We start from the raw sequence: 20987 nt of genomic DNA, 5'->3' as shown, positions 1-20987 counted from the left end.
GCTGTGCAACAACAGCTCCGGACCGACCTGATCACCGACTACGACCGCCTCGCCGGCACCTGGTGGGACCCGCGCGGCCCGCTCGCCCCGCTCGGCTGGATCGCCCGCGCCCGCGCCGAGTTCGTCCCCGCCGCCGACCGCGACGGCGCCCGGCTGCTCGACCTCGCCTGCGGCGGCGGCCTGGCCGGCCCGCACCTGACCGGCAAGGGCTACCGGCTGGCCGGCGTCGACCTCTCCCAGCTCTCCCTGAACGAGGCCGCCCGCCACGGCTACCGCGACCTCGCCCGCGCCGACCTCACCCGGCTGCCCTTCGCCGACCGCTCCTTCGACGTGGTCACCGCCGGGCAGTGCCTGGAGCACGTCCCCGACCCGTACGCGGCCGTCGCCGAAGCCTGCCGCGTCCTGCGCCCCGGCGGCACGCTGATCGTCGACACCATTGCCGACACCCGCCTCGCCCGGCTGGTGGCGATCACCCTCGCCGAGAACCTGCCCCTGCCGGGCAGGCCGGAGCGCGGCACCCACGACCACCGGCTCTTCGTCAACCGGCCCCGACTGCTGCGCACCGCGCGCGAGCACGGCGTGGACCTGCGGCTGCTGGGCCTGCGCCCGCACCTGCGCGAGGGCCTCGGCTACCTGGCGGGCCGCCGCGAGCGCGTACGGATGGTCCCGGTGAAGGCCACCGGCGTGCTGTTCCTCGGCGTGGGGAGGAAGCGGTGAGCGCGACCACCCGCCCCGGCGCCGCGAAGCCCTCCGCCCTGCGGGCCTGGCTGCTCGGCGCCCGGCTCAAGACCCTGCCGGTCACCCTGGCCCCGATCGCGGTCGGCACCGCCGTCGCCGCCGCCGACGGGCCCGTCCACGCGGTGCGCACCGTGCTGACCCTGGTGTTCGCCCTCGGCTTCGTCCTCGGCACCAACTTCCTCAACGACTACAGCGACGGCATCCGCGGCGCCGACGACCACCGCCTCGGCCCCGTCCGCCTGGTCGGCTCCGGCGCGGCCTCGCCCCGGCGGGTCCTGCACCACGGCCTCCAGCTGTACGGCGTCGCCGTGGTGGCCGGCGTGGTGATGGCCGTGACCATCAGCTGGTGGCTGCTCGCCCTGGCCGGGCTCTGCGCCCTCGGCGGCTGGTTCTACACCGGCGGCTCCAGCCCGTACGGCTACCGCTCGATGGGGGACGTGAGCATCTTCGTCTTCCACGGCGTCATCGCCGTGTGCGCCACCACCTACATCCAGCTGGAGCGGGTGCCCGCGCTCGCCGTGGGCGCCTCCCTCCCGATGGGGCTGCTCGCCTGCGCGCTGCTGACCACCAACAACCTGCGCGACATTCCCACCGACAGCGAGGCCGGGAAGATCACCGTCGCGGTACGGCTGGGGGAGCGCCGCACCCGGGTCTACTACGCGCTGCTGGTGGCGGCCGCGTTCGCGGTCGCCCTGGCGCTGGCGCCGCAGCGGCCCGCCGTCCTGCTGGTGGCCGCCGCCGCGCCCGTCGCGGTGCTGCCGCTGCGCCTGGTGCTGGGGGGCGCCCGCGGGCGCGACCTGATCCCGGCGCTGGAGCACACCTGCTGGCTGCTGCTCGCCTTCGGCGCGCTGCTCTCGACGGGGCTCGCGCTGTGACCGCCGCCGACACGACTCGGCACGAAGAGCCGCAGTACGAGGCGCTGGTCGTCGGCGCCGGGTTCTCCGGCATCGGCACGGCCGTCGGGCTGCTGCGCAGCGGCATCGAGGACTTCCTGATCCTCGACGAGCAGGACGGCGCCGGCGGCTCCTGGCACACCAACCGCTACCCCGGCATCTCCGTGGACATCAGTGCCTTCTCCTACTCCTTCTCCTTCGCCCCGCACGCCGGCTGGTCCCGGGCCTTCCCGCCCGGCGCGGAGCTCAAGGCGTACGCCGAGAGCTGCGTCGACCGGTACGGGCTGCGCGCACGCATGCGCCTCAACTCCCGTGTCGTACGGGCCGATTACGACGAGCAGGCGCACTTGTGGCGGGTCGCCCTGGCCGACGGCGCCACGCTCACCGGCCGGTACCTGGTGTGCGCCACCGGCTGGCTCACCAAGCCCAAGACGCCCAAGCTCGAGGGCCTGGCGGACTTCACGGGCACGGTCGTGCACACCGCCCGCTGGGACACCGGGCTCGACCTGACCGGGCGGCGCGTGGCCGTCATCGGCACCGGCGCCTCCTCCGTGCAACTCGTCCCCGAGGTCGCGCCGAAGGTGGAGCGGCTCGACGTCTACCAGCGCACCGCCACCTGGGTGTTCCCCAAGCCGGACGTCCCGATCCCGCCCGCCGTGCGCCGCCTGTTCGCCGCCGCGCCCTGGACCCAGCGGGCGGTGCGGCTGGCCACCGACACCGCGACCGAGGTCGGCTTCGTCATCGCCATGATCCACTACCGCCGCTTCCCCTTCCTGGTCCGGGCCGGCGAAGCCGTCGCCCGCCTCTACCTGCGCCGACAGGTGCGCGGAGACCGGGAGTTGGTGCAGGCCCTCACTCCCCGCTACCGGCTCGGCTGCAAGCGGCCCTCCTTCGCCAAGGGCTACTTCCGGGCCTTCACCCGCGACAACGTCGAACTGCACACCGAGCCCGTCGAGCGGATCACCGCCACCGGCGTCGCCACCGCCGACGGCACCGAACACCCCTGCGACGTCCTCGTCCTGGCCACCGGCTACCACGTGCTCGACAACCTGCCGCCCTTCCCGGTGCACGGCCAGGGCGGGCGCGACCTGCGGGAGTTCTGGCGCGCCGAGCGCTTCCAGACCTACGAGGGCACCTCCGTCAAGGGCTACCCCAACCTCTGGTTCATCGTCGGCCCGTACTCGTTCACCGGCGGCTCCTGGTTCGGCATGATCGACTACCAGGTCACCCACCTCACCCGGGTCATCACCGAGGCCCGCCGCCGCGGCGCCACCCAGGCCCTGGTGCGCCCCGAGCGGCACGACGCCTCCTTCCGCCGGGCGCTGCGACGCCAGCCCGACACCGTGTTCGCGCACCCCAGTTGCCAGGGCACCAACAGCTACTACTTCGACCCGCACGGCGACGCCCCCGCCGTGCGCCCCTCGTCCACGTACGAAGCCGCCTGGCGGGCCCGGCACTTCGACCTCGACGACTACCACTACGACCACGCCGCCGCGCCCGTACCGGCGCCGCGCCCCGCGGGAGCCCACCATGCCACCGACTGAACCCTGGGCCGACGACCGGTTCCTGTGCCGGATGTACGCCGTGTTCGCCGCCATCGGCACCCTGGTGATGGGCACCCTGGCCGTCGCCTTCGTCCTCCGGCACGCCGAGGACGGGCCGATCGGCGTGATGGACGACTTCCTGCGCGACGCCACCCACAACCTTGCGTCCTGCTTCGTCTACGCCGACCTCGCCCTCATCTGGGCCGCCCTGGGCGCCTACCAGATCATCGAGGCCCGCCGCTGGCGCATCCGCCACGTCTGGGCGTACATCGTCGGCGCGCCCGCCCTCGCCCTGATCGCCAGCTTCTCGATCTTCATGTACGTGCGCCAGCGCCGGATCGCCGCCGCCCGCACCACCCCCGCCCCACAGCCGGCGCCCGCCGCGCCGGCCGTCAAGGAGCCGCAGCGATGACCACCGACGCGACGACCGCCGACGCGACCAGCCCCGCCCGCACCCTCGAACGCGCCGCCGCCGCGCTGCGCCGCCTCCAGCACGAGGACGGCCACTGGCAGGGCGACTGCCGCGCCAGCCTGATCGGCGAGTCCGGCGAACTCGTGCTCCGCCACTACCTGGGCATCGCGCCCGACGACAGCACCGCGGCCGCCGCCCGCACCATCCTCGCCGAGCAGACCCCCACCGGCGGCTGGGCCGCCCACTTCGGCGGCGACGACCAGCTCCTGGTCACCGTCTTCTGCTACGTCGCCCTGCGCCTGGCCGGCCACCGGCCCGACGAACCCGAACTGCGCGCCGCCGCCGGCCGGGTACGCGACCTCGGCGGCGTCGAGGCCCTCGACAACCCGCTGATGCTCGCCTGGCTCGCCATGATCGGCCTCTGGCCCTGGCGCGACATCCCGCTGTTCCCGCCGGAGATCCTGCTGCTGCCCGACGACGCCCCCGGCAGCATCTACCACCTCGGCGCCGCCGGGCGCGGCGTCCTGGTCGCCAACAGCCTGCTGATGGAGGGCCGCAAGGTCGTCCCCGCCGGATTCGACATCCCCGAACTGCTCGCCGAGCCCGGCGGCCGCCCCCGGCGCCCGCTGCCGCTGCGCACCGCCACCACCCTCAGCCACTGGTTCGCCCACCACCCCGTACGCCCGCTGCGCCGCCGCGCCGTCCGCAAGGCCGTCCGGTACCTGCTGCGCACCCAGGAGCGCGACGGCGGCTGGGGCGGCAACTGGCCGCAGACCGCCAACGCCCTCATCGGCCTCGACGCGGCCGGACTGCCCGCCGACCACCCCGTGCGCACCCGCGCCATGGCCGCCCTCGACGAGTACGTGACCCACCACGACGGGCAGCGCCACGTCGACCTGTGGATCCCCGTCGTGATGGACACCGCGCTCGCCCTGGGCGCCACCGCGGCCGCCCCCGGCGCCGACCCCAAGGCCACCGAGGGCGCCGTGCGCTGGCTCCTCGACAACGAGGTCACCAAACCGGGCGACTGGGCCGTCCTCACCCCCGGACAGGCCCCCGGCGGCTGGCCGTTCGTCTTCGCCAACGACACCAACCCCGACGCCGACGACACCGGCTTCGCCATCGCCGCACTGCGCCGCGCCCACCCGCGCGGCACCGACCCCGACGTGGACGCCGCCTGCCGCCGCGCCGTCGACTGGCTGGTCTCCCAGCAGTGCGAGGACGGCGGCTGGGCCGCCTTCGAACCCCTGCGCTGGCGCCTGCCCGGCCGCGAACGCCTCGCCGGGATCGGCCTGCTCGAAGCCCCCTCCGCCGACGTCACCGGCCACGTCCTCGAAGCCCTCGGCGCCGACGGCCGCGGCCACGAGCTCCCGGCGCGCCGGGCCGTCGCCTGGCTGCGCGAGCACCAGCAGCAGGACGGCTCCTGGCCCGGCTGGTGGGCCTGCCACCACCTGCACGGCACCGTCGCCGCCGTCACGGGCCTCGCCTCCTGCGGCATCCCCGGCGACGACCCCGCGCTGGAGCGCGGCTGCGCCTGGATCACCGCCCACCAGAACCCGGACGGCGGCTGGGGCGAGGACATCCGCGCCCTCCAGGACCCGGCCTGGATCGGCCGCGGCACCAGCACCACCTCCCAGACCAGCTGGGCCCTGATCGCCCTGATCGCCGCCGGCCACGCCCGGGGTGAAGCCGTCCGCCGGGGCCTGGAGTTCCTCGCCCGCACCCAGCGCGAGGACGGCGACTGGGACGAACCCCAGCACACCTGGATCGTCTACCGCGACGGCCTCACCTACCGGGACAGCCTGCTGCGCCTGATCTACGCGGTCACGGCCCTGTCCGCCCACCACCATGCCACCCAGGGAGGCGAGTCGTGAACGAGCACGTGACGACCGACGAGGTCACGGTCATCGGCGGCGGCCTCGCCGGCATGACCGCCGCCTGGGAACTCGCCCGCCTGGGCCTGCCCGTACGCCTGCTCGAAGCCGCCCCCGACCTCGGCGGCAAGACCGGCTCCCGCCGCATCGACGGCCGCACCGAGGACTTCGGCGTCCACATCTTCCCCTCCTTCTACCGCAACACCCACCGCCTGCTCGCCGACCTCGGCCTCGGCGGCAGCCTGCGCCCCACCACCAAGTTCCACCAGCTCCGGCCCAGCGGCACGGCCAAAGCGCGCTCCGCCGAGGGCCTGCTGTTCCTGTACGGCGTCGTCGACCTCCTCGCCCAGGACTACCGCAACCGCGACCAGTCGCTGTACGAGTTCCTGAACAGCCGCCGCTACCTCACCGAGGCGGCCGTCGCCGACATCGAGCACTTCTTCCTCGCCTCCACCGCCTCCGAGATCCGCGCCGCCTCCGCCGCCGAGTTCCGGGGCTCCATCGCCGCCTTCGTCCGCCGCCCCGGCCGTGTCCGGATGCCCCGCGGCGACCTCCAGCACTGGCTGATCGACCCCTTCCGGCGCCGGCTGGAGGCACGCGGCGTCAAGGTCCACACCGAGCACCGGCTCACCGCCGTCACCACCGCCGGCCGCCACCTGGACAGCCTCACCCTCAGCACCCCCGTCCACACCACCACCGAACCCGTCACCGGACACGTCGTCCTCGCCGTCCCGCACGACCGGGTCACCGCTCTCGGCCCCGAGCTCACCGGCGCGCTGCGCCCCGCCCACGGCGTACGCGAGCTCAACTCCCGCCCCCTCGGCGCCCTCCACCTCTACCTGCGCCGCCGCCTGCCCGGCCTGCCCGCCGAGCACGTCCGCCTGGTCGACTCCCCGCACGCGATCACCCTGCTCGACATCGGCCAGAACTGGACCGGCCACCGCAGCACCGTCCTCAACTGCGTGGTCGGCCGCGTCGAACGCCTCGCCCACCTGCCCGAGGAGGAGGCCGTCGCCGTCCTCGTCGACGAACTGCGCGGCTACCTGCCGGGCCTCGACCCCGAGGACATCGAGCACGTCTGCTTCCAACCCCACCTGGAGGCGCCCTACTTCACCCCCGGACCGGGCGCCGACCGCCACCGCCCGCACACCGCCACCGCGCTCACCAACCTCCACCTGGCCGGGGACCACACCGCCTCGCCGCCCGGCATGACGGCCATGGAGGGGGCGGTCGCCTCGGGCCTGCGCGCCGCCGAATCCGTACGGCGCGCGCTGCGCCCGCAGCTGCCGCCGGTGCGGATCGACGACCTCCCCACCGTCAGCCCGGGCGCCGCCCGGCTGGTCCGTACGGCGCTCGCGCCGCTCATGGCCCTCGCCCGTACACGCGCCGGGAGGCGGCCATGACGGCCCTGGTCAGGGGGGTCGCCCTGGTCAGCGGGGCCGCCGGGGGCATCGGCGCCGCCGTCGCCCGCCTCCTCGCCGAGCAGGGGGACACCGTCCTCGCCGTGGACCGGGACGAGCGGCAACTCGCCTCGGTCGTCGACAAGTTGACCGCCGACGGCCTCACCGCGCACGCCCGCCCCGCCGACGTCACCTCGCCCGGCGCCGTCGAGGCCCTCGTCGGCGACATCGAGGAGAACACCGGCCCGATCACCCGGCTGGTCAACGCGGCGGGCGTGCTGCGCCTGGGCGAGGCACGGCACCTGAGCGAGGAGGACTGGCACACCACCCTCGCCGTCAACGCCACCGGCGTCTTCCTGCTCTCCCGCGCCGTCGTCAACCGGATGGTCGAGCGCCGCCACGGCGCCCTGGTCACCGTCGCCTCCAACGCCGCGGGCCTCGCCCGCACCGAGATGGCCGCCTACGCCGCCTCCAAGGCCGCCGCCACCGCCTTCACCCGGTGCCTGGGCCTGGAGGTCGCCCGGTACGGCATCCGCTGCAACGTCGTCGCCCCCGGCTCCACCGACACCCCGATGCTGCGCGGCATGCACCCGCCCGGCGCCGCCGCCCGCGCCGCCGTCGCCGGGAACCCGGACGCGTACCGCACCGGCATCCCGCTCGGGAAGGTCGCCACACCGCTCGACGTCGCCCGGGCCGTGCGCTTCCTGCTCTCCGAGGAGGCCGGCCACATCACCCTCGAGACCCTCACCGTCGACGGCGGCGCCACCCTCGGCGCCCTGTGATCCCGCACCACTTCCCGGAAAGGACCGCACCACCCATGTCCGGCCTCCCATTCGTCGAGCCCTACCCGCTGCCCCAGCCGGACGACCTCCCCGCGCCGGTCGTCGGCTGGCGCGCCGACCCGCGCCGAGCCGTCCTGCTCATCCACGACATGCAGGAGTACTTCCTGCGCCCCTTCCCCGTCGGCACCTCGCCCCGGGAACCGCTCGTGCGCAACATCGCCCGGCTGCGCGACCACTGCGCCGCCCTCGGCGTGCCCGTCGCCTACACCGCCCAGCGCGGCGGCATGACCCCCGAGGAACGGGGCCTGCTCGCCGACTTCTGGGGCCCCGGCATGGCACTGAGCGCGGAGCACCGCCGCATCGTCGCCCCGCTCGAACCCGCCGCCCACGACTGGCGGTTCACCAAGTGGCGCTACAGCGCCTTCTTCCGCACCGACCTCCTGGAGCGGATGCGCGCCACCGGACGGGACCAGCTGCTGCTGTGCGGGGTCTACGCCCAGATCGGCGTCCTCGCCACCGCCGTCGACGCGTTCACCCACGACGTCCAGGCGTTCCTGGTCGGCGACGCCGTCGCCGACCTGAGCGCCGAGGAGCACCGCGGCGCCCTCGCCTACGCGGCGCGGCGCTGCGCCGCCGTGGTCGCCACCGCCGAGGTCTGCACCTCCCTCGGCGCCCGCGCGGAGGAGCCGTGCTGAACGCCGCCGCGCCCGACCCGTCCGGGCCCGACCCGTCCGGGCCCGACCCGTCCGGGCCCGACCCGTCCGCGCCCGACCTGCCTGCGCCCGACCCGTCCGTTCCCGACCTTCTGGAGCGCGTCCTGAGCGGCACCGCAGGGGCCTTCGCCCTGCTGCACCGCCCGCAGAGCGACCCCGGGGCCGTCGAGGTGCTGCTCGCCGACCCGCGGACCTGCGCCACCCTGGCCGAACTGCCCCTGGAAGAAGGCCCGTTCGGCGAATCACTCGTCCTCGTCCCCTACCGCCAGCTCGCCGAGCGCGGGTACCCGGCCCACGACGACGGCCACCCGCTGGTCGCGATGACCGTCACCGACCGGCAGAGCCTGCCGCTCGCCGAGGCGCTCACCCGGCTGCCCGACGAGCCCGTCAAACTCGACCAGGGCGGCTTCGACCTCTCCGACCAGGAGTACGCCGACACCGTGCGCCGCGTCCTCGCCGAGGAGATCGGCACCGGACAGGGCGCCAACTTCGTGATCCGGCGCACCTACACCGCCTGGCTGCCCGGCTACTCCACCGCCGCCGTCCTCTCCTTCTACCGCCGGCTGCTCGAGCGCGAACGCGGCACCCACTGGACCTTCCTCGTCCACACCGGCGAGCACGTCCTCGTCGGCGCCAGCCCCGAACGCCACCTGGGCCTGCGCGAGTCCACCGCCGTCATGAACCCGATCAGCGGCACCTACTGCTACCCGCCCGGCGGCGCCACCCTGGAAGGCGTCCTCGGCTTCCTGGACGACCGCAAGGAGGCCGAGGAGCTGTCCATGGTCGTCGACGAGGAACTCAAGATGATGGCCCGGATCTGCCCCGAGGGCCCGCGCCTGATCGGCCCCCGGCTCAAGGAGATGACCAGGCTCGCCCACACCGAGTACCTGATCGAGGGCCGCACCGGGCACGACGTGCGGCACATCCTGCGCGAGACCATGTTCGCCCCCACCGTCACCGGCTCGCCCCTGGAGAACGCCGCCGCCGTCATCGCCCGCCACGAACCCACCGGGCGCGGCTACTACAGCGGCATCGCCGCCCTGATCGGCCGCGACGCGCGCGGCGGGCGCATCCTCGACTCCACCATCCTCATCCGCACCGCCGACCTCACCCCCGACGGCCGCCTGTCCATCGGCGTCGGCGCCACCCTCGTCCGGCACAGCCGCCCCGAGGCCGAGGCCCGCGAGACCAGGGTCAAGGCGTCCGCCCTCCTCGCCGCCCTCACCGACACCACCCCCGAACGCTTCGCCACCCACCCCGACGTCCAGTCCGCGCTCGGCGCCCACCAGGCCCGCACCGCCGACTTCTGGACGGCCGAACCGGCCCGCCGGAGCCACACCCACCCCGTACTGGCCGGGCGCAGCGCCCTGCTCGTCGACGCCGAGGACACCTTCACCGCCATGCTCGCCCAGCAGGTCGGTGCCCTGGGCCTGGACGCCACCGTCCGCCGCCACGACGACCTGCCCGACCCGGACGGCTACGACCTCCTCATCCTCGGCCCCGGCCCCGGCGACCCGCGCGACCCGGCACACCCCGCCGTCACCCGCCTGACGGCCCTGCTGCGCCGCCGACTCACCACCGGCCGCCCGTTGTTCGCGGTCTGCCTCAGCCACCAGGTCCTCGCCGCCCACCTGGGCCTGCCGCTCGTCCGCCGCACCCGGCCGCACCAGGGCGTGCGGCGCGGCATCGACCTGTACGGGCGGCGCGAGCACGTCGGCTTCTACAACACCTACGCCGCCCGCGCCGACCGGGACACCCTCCACCACCCGCAGGCCGGTCCGGTGACGATCAGCCGCGACCCCGGGGACGGCGAGGTCCACGCCCTGCGCGGGCCGCACTTCGCCTCCGTCCAGTTCCACGCCGAGTCCGTGCTCACCCAGGACGGGCCGCGCATCCTCGGCTCGCTGCTCGCCGCGACCCTGACCGGAGGTGCCCGGTGATCCACGCCCTCGTCGCGGGCGGAGGCATCGGGGGCCTCGCCGCCGCCCTGGCCCTCGCCTCGGCCGGACACCGCGTCACCGTCCTCGAACGGCAGGACGCCTTCACCGAGATCGGCGCCGGCATCCAGATCGCCCCCAACGGCTTCGCCGCCCTCGACCGGCTCGGCGTCGGCCGCGCGGTGCGCGAACGCGCCGTCCTGGTCGAGGAGTTGCGGCTGATGGACGCCGTCACCGGGCAGCGGCTCACCGCCGTCCCCGTCGGCGAGCGCTACCGCCGCCGCTTCGGCAACCCGTACGCCGTCGTCCACCGCGCCGACCTGCACACTCCGCTGCTCGACGCCTGCCGCTCCCACGAGCGCATCCGGCTGCTGGCCGGGGCCGAACTCACCGCCCAGAGCGAGGACCGGCACGGCCGGGTCACCGTCACCACGGCCGACGGCCGCCGGTACGAGGGGGACCTGCTGGTCGGCGCCGACGGCATCCGCTCCACCGTGCGCGCCCGGCTGCTCGGCGACGGGCCGCCCCGGCCGAACGGCCACACCATCTTCCGCACCCTGCTGCCCATCGACGACGTCCCCGTCCACCTGAACTCACGCACCGTCACCCTGTGGGCCGGGCCCGGCTACCACCTCGTCCACTACATCGTCGCCGGCGGCGCCAGCCTCAACCTCGCCGCCGTCCTCGACGACGGCGCCACCGAGGCCGTCTCCGGCAGGCCCGCCGAGCGCCACACCGTCCTCGCCCGCTTCCCCGGTCTGGCCCCGACCCCCAGATCCCTGCTCGAGCTCGGCCGCGACTGGCGGCGCTGGGTCCTGTGCGACCGCGACCCCGCCGACCGCTGGACCGGCGGCCGCATCACCCTCCTCGGCGACGCCGCCCACCCGATGCTCCAGTACGCCGCCCAGGGCGCCTGCCAGGCCCTCGAGGACGCCGTCACCCTCGGCGCCCTCCTGCCCGGCGCCACCCCCGCCGACCTCCCCGCCCGCCTCACCCGCTACGAGGACAGCCGCCGCGAGCGCACCGCCCGCATCCAACTCCTCTCCCGCCGCATCGGCACCGACCTCTACCACCCCGCCGACGCCGCCGCCCGCACCCGTGACGAGCTGCTGCGCCCCCTCACGGAGGACAGGCTGCACGATCAACTGGCTTGGCTGCACACGGCGCAGCCGGTGCCCTAACGAGCCGCTTCGGCCTCGGGCTCGTCCCCGGCCTCCGCGCCCTCGGCGGCGTCGCTGAGGCCGAGGCGCAGGTGGTCGATGTGGTAGACGGCCTGGTCGAGCAGCGCGGCGACATGGTTGTCGTACAGCGCGTAGACGACCGAGCGGCCGTTGCGGCGGCCGACGACGAGGCCGAGGTTGCGCAGCAGGCGCAGCTGGTGGGAGCAGGCGGACTGCTCCATGCCGACCTCGGCGGCCAGTTCGGTGGCGGCGCAGGGGCCTTCGCGCAGGCGGGAGAGGATCAGCAGGCGGGAGGGGGTGGCCAGGGCCTGGAGGGTGGTGGCCACACGGGCGGCGCCGGCGGCGTCCAGACGCGTGTGCGGGACGGCGTTGTTCGGCGGCGCTGCTCCATGACCCATGCGACCATCCTACAGAGCATGAATGAAGGACTGTTCATATGTTCCTGTATTGTGGGTTCGGTCGCCCGCCCTGTGCTCCTCGAAGGGTCCCCTCCCGCATGTCCTCCACCCTGATCGAGCGCCCCGCGCCGGTCGCCGCCCCCGCCGACGCCGCCCCGAAGCGGCGCACCCGGGTGTTCGCCCTGCCCGAGGCCCGCTGGGCCGCCGCGGCCACCGCGCTGTTCCTGACCGCCCTGCCGCTGCAGCTCACCGGCGCCCCGGCCTGGGCCTGGGGCCCGCTCCACGCCCTCGCCTACGCCACCGGCGGCTGGGAGCCCGCCTGGGCCGGGCTGCGGGCCCTGCGGGAGAAGACCCTCGACGTCGACCTGCTGATGATCGTCGCCGCCCTCGGCGCCGCCGCCGTCGGCCAGGTCATGGACGGCGCCCTGCTGATCGTCATCTTCGCCACCTCCGGAGCCCTCGAGGCCCTCGCCACCGCCCGTACCGCCGACTCCGTCCGGGGCCTGCTCGACCTCGCCCCGGCCACCGCCACCCGGCTGCTGCCCGGCGGCGCCGAGGAGACCGTCGCCACTGCCGCACTCGCCGTCGGGGACACCGTGCTGGTCCGCCCGGGGGAGCGGATCGGCGCGGACGGACGCGTGGCGGACGGCGCGAGCGAGGTCGACCAGGCCACCATCACCGGCGAGCCGCTGCCCGTCGCCAAGCAGCCCGGCGACGAGGTCTTCGCCGGCACCCTCAACGGCACCGGCGCCCTGCGCGTCACCGTCGAGCGGGACGCCTCCGACTCCGTCATCGCCCGGATCGTCAGGATGGTCGAGGAGGCGTCGGAGACCAAGGCCCCCACCCAGCTGTTCATCGAGAAGGTCGAACAGCGCTACTCGCTCGGCATGGTCGCCGCCACCCTCGCCGTCTTCGCGGTCCCGCTCGCCTTCGGCGCCGCCCTGACCGGCTCCCTGCTGCGGGCGATGACCTTCATGATCGTCGCCTCCCCGTGCGCCGTCGTCCTGGCCACCATGCCGCCGCTGCTCTCCGCCATCGCCAACGCCGGCCGCCACGGAGTCCTCGTCAAGTCCGCCGTCGTCATGGAACGCCTCGGCCAGGTCGACGCCGTCGCCCTCGACAAGACCGGCACCCTCACCGAAGGCACCCCCCGCCTCACCGACCTGCGCCCCCTCGCCGGCTCCGGCCTCACCGAGGACGACCTCCTCACCCTCGCCGCCGCCGCCGAACACCCCAGCGAACACCCCATCGCCCGCGCCGTCGTCGACGCCGCCCGCACCCGGGGCCTCACCCTGCCGCCCGCCGAGGACTTCGCCTCCACCCCCGGCGCCGGCATCACCGCCGCCGCCGGCGGCCGCATCCTCGCCCTCGGCGCACCGGCCCGGATGATCAGCGGCCGCACCGACCCCGCCAGCGCCTACGCCGCCGTCCTCGCGGCCGAACTCGAGGAGGCCGGCCGCACCGCCGTCCTCGTCGAGGCCGACGGCGTCCCCGTCGGCGTGCTCGGCATCGCCGACCGGCTGCGCCCCGACGCCGCCTCCACCGTCACCGCCCTGACCGCCCTCACCGGCCGCACCCCGGTGCTCGTCACCGGCGACAACCCCCGCGCCGCCGCCCGCCTCGCCGCCGAGGTCGGCATCACCGACGTCCGGGCCGCTCTGCTGCCCCAGGACAAGGTGGCCGCCGTCCGCGAGCAGGAGGCGGCCGGACGCAGAACGCTCGTCATCGGCGACGGCGTCAACGACGCCCCCGCCCTCGCCGCCGCCCACACCGGCATCGCCATGGGCCGGGCCGGCTCCGACCTCGCCCTGGAGACCGCCGACGCGGTCGTCGTGCGCGACGAACTCGCCACCGTCCCCGCCGTGGTGGCCCTCTCGCGCCGCGCCCGCTCCCTCGTGGTGCAGAACCTGGTGATCGCCTCGGTGTTCATCTCCGTCCTGGTCGTCTGGGACCTGGTCGCCACCCTCCCGCTCCCGCTCGGCGTCCTCGGCCACGAGGGCTCCACGGTGATCGTCGGCCTCAACGGCCTGCGCCTCCTGCGCGAGGCCGCCTGGACCCGGGCCCGGCAGGACGGGGCGGGCCCCTACGGCTTCGCGGCCAGGTAGGTGAGCCAGTCCCCGTAGTGGGTGATGTCGGTTCCCGAGGCCGCGCTGTGCGGATCGCACTGGAATCCCAAGACCCAGGAGCCGTCGTCGAGTTGGATGCGGCCGAGGGACATCGGTGCGGGCAGGTCGGCGAGGAAGCGGCCGAGGGCGGCCGGTGAGAGGGTCCAGCGTTCGCCGCTGATCGTGCCGCCGTTGCCGGGCCCCACGTGGATGAGGCCCGGTTTGGGAGGTTCGGTGGCCAGGGCGGTCAGCCGGTAGGCGGGGGCGGTTCGCACCGGGCCGGCGTAGCGGGCGCCGAGCCCGGTGAGCTGGTGGTTGAGGGGCTGGCCGTGCCGGTGGGCGCCGAAGACGGCGAGGTCGACTCCGGTGTCGGGAAGGGGAGTCGGAGCATCACCGTTCTCCTCGAGGAGGCGGGCGGCGAGGTCGAGGCCCGTCTGGTCGTCGAAGGCCCGGGTGATGATGCTGACGCCGAAGGGGCTGCCGTCGGCCTCGCCGGCCGGAACGGCCACGGCGGCCAGGTCGAGCAGGTTGACGAAGTTGGTGTAGGTGCCCAGGCGCTTGTTGATGCCGACCGGGTCGGCCTGGACGGCGGCGATGGTGGGGTGTTCGGTGGTGGTGGGCAGGAGCAGGGCGTCGAGGCCGGACAGCAGCCGGGCGGCGGCCGCCCTGAAGTGGTCGAGGCGTTCCTGGTCGGCGGCGAGGGCGTGGGCGGGCAGGGTGCCCGCGGCGAGGATGATGCCGGCGACGACGGGGTCGGCCTCGGGGTCGCGCGCGAGGAACTCGCCGACGGCGGCGTAGCGTTCGGCGACCAGGGCGCCGTCGTAGAGCAGCCGGGCGGCCTCCAGCAGCGGCGACACGTCGGTGACCACGGTTTCGGCGCCGGTTTCCCGAAGCCGTCCGGCAGCCGCGTGGAAGGCGGCTCGGGCTTCCTCGGAGAGCGGTGCGAGGTCCTCCTCGCGGGGAAGGGCGATCCGGGGCCGCTCCGGTGCCGCCAGCCGTACGGCGTCGGGCCAGGTCCGGCTGCGCGGGTCGGCCTCGTCCGGACCGATCATGACGGTCAGCGCCTGCTGGGCCTCGGTGAGGGTGCGGGCGAAGACGGTGACGGAGTCGTAGGGACGGGCGGCGGGGACGACGCCGGTGTTGGGAACCAGGCCGAGGGTGGGCTTGATGCCGACGATGTCGTTGAACGCGGCCGGTACCCGGCCCGAGCCGGCCGTGTCCGTGCCCAGTGCGAGGTCCGCGATGCCCAGGGCCACGGCGACGGCGGAGCCCGAGCTGGAGCCGCCGGAGATCTTCTCCGGATCGCCCGCGCTGCGGACGGGTCCGTACGGGCTGCGGGTGCCGACCAGGCCGGTGGCGAACTGGTCCATGTTCGTCTTGCCGAGCACGAGCGCGCCGGCGTCCGTCAGCCGCTGTACGGCCGTGGCCGAGACCTGCGGACGGTAGCCGTAGGCGGGGCAGGCGGCGGTGGTGGGCAGGCCCGCGACGTCGATGTTGTCCTTGACGGCGAGGAGACGACCGGCGAGCGGCAGGACCTCTCCGCCCGCCACGCGGGCGTCGAGGGCGCGGGCCTCGGCCAGGGCGTCCTCGTAGGGGCGCAGGGTGATCCAGATCTCCGGCCGTTCGGCCTTGTCGATCCGCTCGTAGGCGGCGGCGAGCCGCTCCTCGGCTGTCACGGGGTCGGTGGGGGACTGGTTCATGCTGCTTCCTCTCGGAGGATGACGGCCAACGGTGTGCCGGCGTCGATCTGCTGGCCGGGGGAGACGAGGACGTCGGCGACGACGCCGTCGGCCGGGGCACGGACGACGACCTCCATCTTCATGGCCTCCAGGACGACGAGCGGCTGTCCGGCCTCGACGCGGGTCCCGGGTTCGGCGGTCACCTTCCACACGCTGGAGCTGAGCGGGGCGTCGACCAGGCTGCCGCCGGGGGGCAGGGAGACGGGCCCGGCGGACGCCACGGGGGCGGCCTCGGCCCGTTCGGTGAGTTCGCCCGCCGCTTCCCACGCCTGTCGTTCGGCGGCGAAGGCCGCGGCCTGGCGGGTGCGGAAGGCGGCGATGCTGTCGGCGTTCCGGTGCAGGAAACGTTCGTGGTCGCCGAGGGAGAACGTGCCGGGCCTGATGTCGAGTTGTCCCCGTCCGGAGGCCAGGTCGGCCCGGATGTCGAGGAGTTCGGCGGGGGAGACGGGGTGCCAGACGATGCGGTCGAAGAAGCGCAGCAGCCAGGGGATGCCGTCCGAGAAGGAACGGCCGGGGCGCAGGCCGCCCCAGATGGGGACCGTGCGGCCGATGAGCTGGTATCCGCCGGGGCTCTCCATGCCGTAGACGCAGAGGTAGGAGCCGCCGATGCCGACGCCTGCCTCGGCGGTCCAGGTGCGCGCCGGGTTGTACTTGGTGGTGACCAGCCGGTGGCGGGGGTCGACCGGGGTGGCGGCGGGGGCGCCCAGGTAGACGTCGCCGAGGCCGAGGACGAGGTACTGGGCGTCGAAGACGATCCGGCGGACGTCGTCCACCGAGTCCAGACCGTTGATCCGGCGGATGAACTCGATGTTCGACGGGTTCCAGGGGGCGTCGTCGCGCACCGAGGTGAGGTAGCGGGAGATGGCTTCGTCCACGGTCGGGTCGTCCCAGGACAGGGGGAGGTGGACCTCCCGGCTGGGCACGGTCAGTCCGTCGGCGGCGGGGAGCTGGTCCTCGGCCTCCTGGAGGGCGCCGAGCAGGGTGCGCAGGGGGAGGGTGTCGGGGTCGGTGTGCAGGTGGAGGGAGCGGACGCCGGGGGTGATGTCGACGAGGCCGGCGGGGCGGTGGGCGGCGAGGTGCTGGGCCAGGGCGTGCACCCGCATCCGCAGGGCGAGGTCCAGGGTCATCGGGCCGTACTCGACGAGGATGTTGTCGTCCGCGCCGCGCCGGTAGACGACCTCGGGGGTGGTGGTGGTGGCGGGCCGCCGGGCGAGCACGCCCTGGTCGGGGTCCGGGCCCTCGGTGGGGAGGGTGAGCAGGGTGGGCGAGCGGCGCAGGTCGTCCGCGCGGGACTCCGTGACGGGGACGAAGCGTACGGTGTCGCCGGGGCGCAGCTGGCCCGTCTTCCAGCGTTCGGCGGCGACGACGGTGACCGGACAGGCGAAGCCGCCGAGGCTGGGGCCGTCGGGGCCGAGGATCGCGGGGGTGTCGCCGGTGAGGTTGACGGCGCCGACGGAGTACGCGGTGTCGTGGACGTTGGAGGGGTGCAGCCCGGCCTCGCCGCCGTCGGGGCGGGCCCACTCGGGCCGGGGGCCGACGAGTCGTACGCCGGTGCGGGCGGACTGGGCGGAGACCTTCCACTCGGCCGAGTACATCGTCCCGAGGCCGCGCGGGGTGAGGAAGTCGGGGGCGGGATGCGGGCCCTCGCTGACCGCGATCCGCCAGTGGGTGGTGAAGTGCGGGCGTTCGGTGGACGGTACGGAGTCCGGTGCCGGCGATCCGGGGGCGGGTACGAGCGGGCGGAGGACGTCGCCGGTGCGCAGGGCGCGTCCGGCGTGGCCGCCGAAGCCGCCGAGGGTGAAGGTGGCGGCGCTGCCGAGATAGCCGGGCAGGTCGAGGCCACCGCGGATGAGGACGTAGGTGCGCATGCCCGGGCCCGTTGCGGTTCCGACCTCCAGCAGGGCTCCGGCGGGCAGGTCGAAGGGCTCCCACTGGGCGGCGGGCGTGCCGTCGACGGTGACGTGGGCCGGGGCGCCGGTGACACAGACGACCGCCGGGTGCGAGAAGCGCAGGGCCGGGCCCTCCAGGGTGCACTCCAGGCCGGGGGCGCCCTCCGGGTTGCCCACGGCGGTGTTGCCCAGGCGGAAGGAGAGGTCGTCCATCGGGCCGCTGGGCGGGATGCCGACCTCCCAGTAGCCGGTGCGGCCGGGCCAGTCCTGGACGGTGGTCAGGGTGCCGCCGCGTACGACGTCGATGCGGGGGCGCGCGTCGGTGACGGAGGCGAGGGTGCCCGTGGTGTGCCGGGCGGCCGTGACCTCCTGCGCGCCGCAGGCGGCGCGCAGGAGACCGAGGTTGGTCTCCACACCGTCGATCCGGGTCTCCTCCAGCGCCTGGGCCAGTCTGGCGAACGCCTCGTCGCGGTCGCGGCCGGTGGCGATGACCTTGGCGAGCATCGGGTCGTAGGCGGTGGAGATCTCCTGGCCGGTCTCGGCCCAGCCGTCCACCCTCACGCCGCTGGGGAGTTGGACGCGGGTGAGCAGGCCGGCGCTGGGGCGGTGGTCCTGGCCCGGGTCCTCGGCGTAGACGCGCGCCTCGACGGCGTGCCCGCGGGTGGGCGGGCCGTCGGGGCCGATGCCGTCGAGGACGTCCTTGTCGCCGCGGGCCAGGCGCAGCATCCAGCCGACCAGGTCGACGCCGGTGATCTCCTCGGTGACCGGGTGCTCGACCTGGAGGCGGGTGTTGACCTCGAGGAAGGCGGCTTCCTCGCGGTCGGCGTCGTAGACGAACTCCACGGTGCCGGCGGAGCGGTAGCCGACCGTGGCGCACAACTCCCGCGCGCTGCGGTGCAGTTCCTCGCGGAGCGCGGGCGGGAGGCCGGGGGCGGGGGCCTCCTCCAGGACCTTCTGGTGGCGGCGCTGGAGGGAGCAGTCCCGGTCGCCGAGGCTGACGACCCGGCCGGTGCCGTCGCCGAACACCTGCACCTCGACATGGCGGGCGCGGGAGACGTACCGCTCCAGGAAGACCCCGCCGTCGCCGAAGTTGCCCCGGGCGAGGCGGGTGACCTGGGCGTACGCCGAGCGCAGTTCCTCCGGATCGGCGCAGGCCCGCATGCCGATGCCGCCTCCGCCGCCCGTCGCTTTGAGCATCACCGGGTAGCCGATGTCCTCGGCGGCCCGCAGGGCCTCGGCCAGGTCCGGGAGGAGCCCGGTACCGGCCAGCAGGGGGACCCCGGCTGCCTCGGCCGCGGCGCGGGCGGTGTGCTTGGCGCCGAAGACCTCCAGTTGGCGGGGCGTCGGGCCGACGAAGGCCAGGCCCGCCGCCTCCACCTCGGCGGCGAACGCGGCGTTCTCGGAGAGGAAGCCGTACCCGGGATGGATCGCCCCGGCGCCCGTCTCGCGGGCGGCGGCCAGGACCAGGTCCGCTCGCAGATAGCTCTCGGCGGCGGGCGCCGGGCCCAGGCGTACCGCAGTGTCGGCCATCCGCACGTGCGGTGCGGCGCGGTCGGCGTCGGAGTACACCGCCACGGTCCGCAGGCCGAGTGCGGATGCCGAGCGGATGATGCGGCAGGCGATCTCGCCGCGGTTGGCGACCAGCAGGGTGTCGAACACGATGTCAGCTCCTCAGAGAGCGGGCCGTGCCGCGGAAGGCGGTCCGTGCCGCGGGAACTCGGCGACGCTTCCCGCGGCACCGGTGGCGAGGGGGGTCAGGCGGCGGGCAGGAGGTGGTCGCCGACCTTGTCGGTGCTCAGGCACAGGGAGCAGACCACCGCGTCGTGCGTGGCGCAGGCGGCCAGATCGGGCCGCTCGTAGGGCTGGTGGCAGACGTGGCAGTCGAGGGTGACCGCGCTGGGGTTGCCGTCGGGGTCCAGAAGCGGCTCGTCGATGCCGTCGTCGGTGCGGCGCAGGTAGTACCTGCCCTTGGTGACCACGGCCATCAGGGGTGTGAGGACGAAGGCGATGACGGCGGCGGCGACGGGGGAGTACGGCTGGAGGGTGTCGCCGAGCGCGTGGAAGTACATGCCGATGGACAGGCCCGAGGCCGCGACGAAGGCGACCACGCCGACCGGGTTCACCGCGTGCAGCATGCCCCGGCGGAACTCCGGCTGGAGCGGGGAGATCTTGAGCAGGTACTTGTTGACGCCGATGTCGGTGGCCACGGTGACGACCCAGGCGATGGCGCAGTTCGAGTAGAAGCCCAGGATGCTGTTGAGGAAGCTGAACATGTCGGCTTCCATCAGGACGAGCGCGAAGCCGAGGTTCACCAGGACGAAGACCGTGCGGCCCGGGTAGTGCCTGGTGACACGGGTGAAGGAGTTCGTCCAGGCGAGGGAGCCGGAGTAGGCGTTCGTCACGTTGATCTTGATCTGGCTGATGACGACCAGGGCGAGGGCGAGCGGGACCACCATCCAGGACGGCATCATCGCGTCGAACGCGGCGCGGAACTGCTGGATCGGCTCGGTCGCGACGGACGGTCCGACCTTGGCGAGGATGTAGACGGCGAGGAAGACGCCGATGGCCTGCTTCAGCGCGCCGAGCACGACCCAGCCCGGGCCGGCCATGACGACGGCGGTCCACCAGGTGCGCTTGTTGGCCTCGGTCCTGGGCGGCATGAAGCGCAGGTAGTCGATCTGCTCGCCGATCTGCGCGATGAGGGACAGGCACACGCCCGCGCCGAGCAGCACCGACGCGGTGTTGATGCCGCCGTCGCCGTCCGTGCCGGCGTAGCCGAGGAAGCGGTCGACCGTGCCGGGGTCCTGGGCGATCAGGTAGACGAGCGGGGCGACCATCAGCAGCAGCCAGACCGGGGTGGTCCACACCTGGAGCTTGCTGAGTGCCTTCATGCCGTAGATCACCAGCGGGAACACGATCAGGGTGGAGACCAGGTACCCGAGCCACAGGGGGAGGTGGAGGCCCAGCTTCAGCCCCTGGGCCATGATCGAGCCTTCGAGGGCGAAGAAGATGAAGGTGAAGCTGGCGAAGATGACGCTGGTGAGGACCGAGCCGTAGTAGCCGAAGCCGGAGCCGCGGGTGATCAGGTCGAGGTCGATGTTGTAGCGGGCGCCGTAGTAGGCGAGGGGGAAGCCGGTGACGAAGATGACCACGGCCGCGACGGCGATCGCGACCAGCGCGTTGCCGGTGCCGTGGGCGAGCCCGATGCCTGCGCCGATCGAGAAGTCGGCCATGTAGGCGATGCCGCCGAGTGCCGTGGTGGCCACGACCATGGGGGTCCAGCGACGGTAGCTGCGGGGCGCGAAACGGAGGGTGTAGTCCTCCAGCGTCTCCTTGGTCGCCTGGCTCGTCGGGGAGTGCGGTGTTGTCGCCGACTGCGGTG

The 20987-nt window shown here is 74.4% G+C and carries 15 protein-coding genes; 11 read left to right on the top strand and 4 right to left on the bottom strand.

Annotated elements, in window-relative coordinates:
• The first annotated feature begins 3 nt into the window (after positions 1 to 3).
• The 10 genes from IH61_RS0111350 (at position 4) to IH61_RS0111305 (ending at position 11474) form a co-directional block, all read left to right on the top strand.
• On the top strand, positions 4 to 717 hold the full coding sequence (locus tag IH61_RS0111350; protein ID WP_037972343.1) for a methyltransferase domain-containing protein: 714 nt from the start codon (positions 4 to 6) through the stop codon (positions 715 to 717).
• Positions 714 to 1613: a 1,4-dihydroxy-2-naphthoate polyprenyltransferase gene (locus IH61_RS0111345; RefSeq protein ID WP_051836829.1), complete on the top strand. Its 900-nt coding sequence runs from the start codon at positions 714 to 716 to the stop codon at positions 1611 to 1613. Before IH61_RS0111350 ends, IH61_RS0111345 begins: the two co-directional genes overlap by 4 nt.
• On the top strand, positions 1610 to 3175 hold the full coding sequence (locus IH61_RS0111340; protein WP_051836827.1) for a flavin-containing monooxygenase: 1566 nt from the start codon (positions 1610 to 1612) through the stop codon (positions 3173 to 3175). The genes IH61_RS0111345 and IH61_RS0111340 overlap by 4 nt, the downstream gene beginning before the upstream one ends.
• The gene (locus IH61_RS0111335) at positions 3162 to 3587 is read left to right on the top strand and encodes a DUF2834 domain-containing protein (protein ID WP_051836825.1); all 426 of its coding nucleotides are present in this window, start codon (positions 3162 to 3164) and stop codon (positions 3585 to 3587) included. Before IH61_RS0111340 ends, IH61_RS0111335 begins: the two co-directional genes overlap by 14 nt.
• Positions 3584 to 5461: a prenyltransferase/squalene oxidase repeat-containing protein gene (locus IH61_RS0111330; RefSeq protein ID WP_031068377.1), complete on the top strand. Its 1878-nt coding sequence runs from the start codon at positions 3584 to 3586 to the stop codon at positions 5459 to 5461. Before IH61_RS0111335 ends, IH61_RS0111330 begins: the two co-directional genes overlap by 4 nt.
• Entirely contained in the window at positions 5458 to 6864 is a 1407-nt protein-coding gene (locus IH61_RS0111325; RefSeq protein WP_234327135.1) for a hydroxysqualene dehydroxylase, read from the top strand. Before IH61_RS0111330 ends, IH61_RS0111325 begins: the two co-directional genes overlap by 4 nt.
• On the top strand, positions 6861 to 7643 hold the full coding sequence (locus IH61_RS0111320) for a 2,3-dihydro-2,3-dihydroxybenzoate dehydrogenase (RefSeq protein WP_031068372.1): 783 nt from the start codon (positions 6861 to 6863) through the stop codon (positions 7641 to 7643). Before IH61_RS0111325 ends, IH61_RS0111320 begins: the two co-directional genes overlap by 4 nt.
• 35 nt (positions 7644 to 7678) lie before the next feature.
• Entirely contained in the window at positions 7679 to 8338 is a 660-nt protein-coding gene (locus IH61_RS0111315) for an isochorismatase family protein (RefSeq protein WP_031068369.1), read from the top strand.
• 77 nt (positions 8339 to 8415) lie between these two features.
• Positions 8416 to 10296, top strand: a complete 1881-nt coding sequence (locus IH61_RS0111310) for an anthranilate synthase family protein (RefSeq protein ID WP_031068366.1) — start codon at positions 8416 to 8418, stop codon at positions 10294 to 10296.
• A complete protein-coding gene (locus IH61_RS0111305) occupies positions 10293 to 11474 on the top strand; it encodes a 3-hydroxybenzoate 6-monooxygenase (RefSeq protein ID WP_031068363.1) in 1182 nt (393 codons plus the stop codon). Before IH61_RS0111310 ends, IH61_RS0111305 begins: the two co-directional genes overlap by 4 nt.
• Here the strand turns inward: IH61_RS0111305 and IH61_RS0111300 are convergent.
• Positions 11471 to 11872, bottom strand: a complete 402-nt coding sequence (locus tag IH61_RS0111300) for an ArsR/SmtB family transcription factor (RefSeq protein WP_037972340.1) — start codon at positions 11870 to 11872, stop codon at positions 11471 to 11473. The two genes, IH61_RS0111305 and IH61_RS0111300, sit on opposite strands and share 4 nt — an antisense overlap.
• A gap of 98 nt (positions 11873 to 11970) precedes the next feature.
• On the opposite strand from IH61_RS0111300, the gene IH61_RS0111295 reads away from it, so the two are divergent.
• Positions 11971 to 13977 (top strand): heavy metal translocating P-type ATPase, encoded by a 2007-nt coding sequence (locus IH61_RS0111295; protein ID WP_031068360.1) that lies wholly within the window; start codon positions 11971 to 11973, stop codon positions 13975 to 13977.
• On the opposite strand, the gene atzF is transcribed toward IH61_RS0111295, so the two are convergent.
• The 3 genes from atzF to IH61_RS0111280 all read right to left on the bottom strand — a co-directional run.
• On the bottom strand, positions 13956 to 15677 hold the full coding sequence (atzF, locus tag IH61_RS0111290) for an allophanate hydrolase (protein ID WP_051836823.1): 1722 nt from the start codon (positions 15675 to 15677) through the stop codon (positions 13956 to 13958). The genes IH61_RS0111295 and atzF overlap by 22 nt on opposite strands.
• The gene (uca, locus tag IH61_RS0111285; RefSeq protein WP_031068357.1) at positions 15674 to 19264 is read right to left on the bottom strand and encodes an urea carboxylase; all 3591 of its coding nucleotides are present in this window, start codon (positions 19262 to 19264) and stop codon (positions 15674 to 15676) included. The genes atzF and uca overlap by 4 nt, the downstream gene beginning before the upstream one ends.
• A 95-nt stretch (positions 19265 to 19359) precedes the next feature.
• On the bottom strand, positions 19360 to 20987 hold a 1628-nt coding region (locus IH61_RS0111280; protein ID WP_031068355.1), incomplete at its 5' end, for a purine-cytosine permease family protein.

This window comes from Streptomyces sp. NRRL WC-3742 (assembly GCF_000720635.1).
In the GTDB taxonomy this organism is placed as follows: Bacteria; Actinomycetota; Actinomycetes; order Streptomycetales; family Streptomycetaceae; genus Kitasatospora.
Note: the sequence above shows the minus strand (reverse complement) of the source record. Positions and strands in the feature narration are given on the sequence as shown.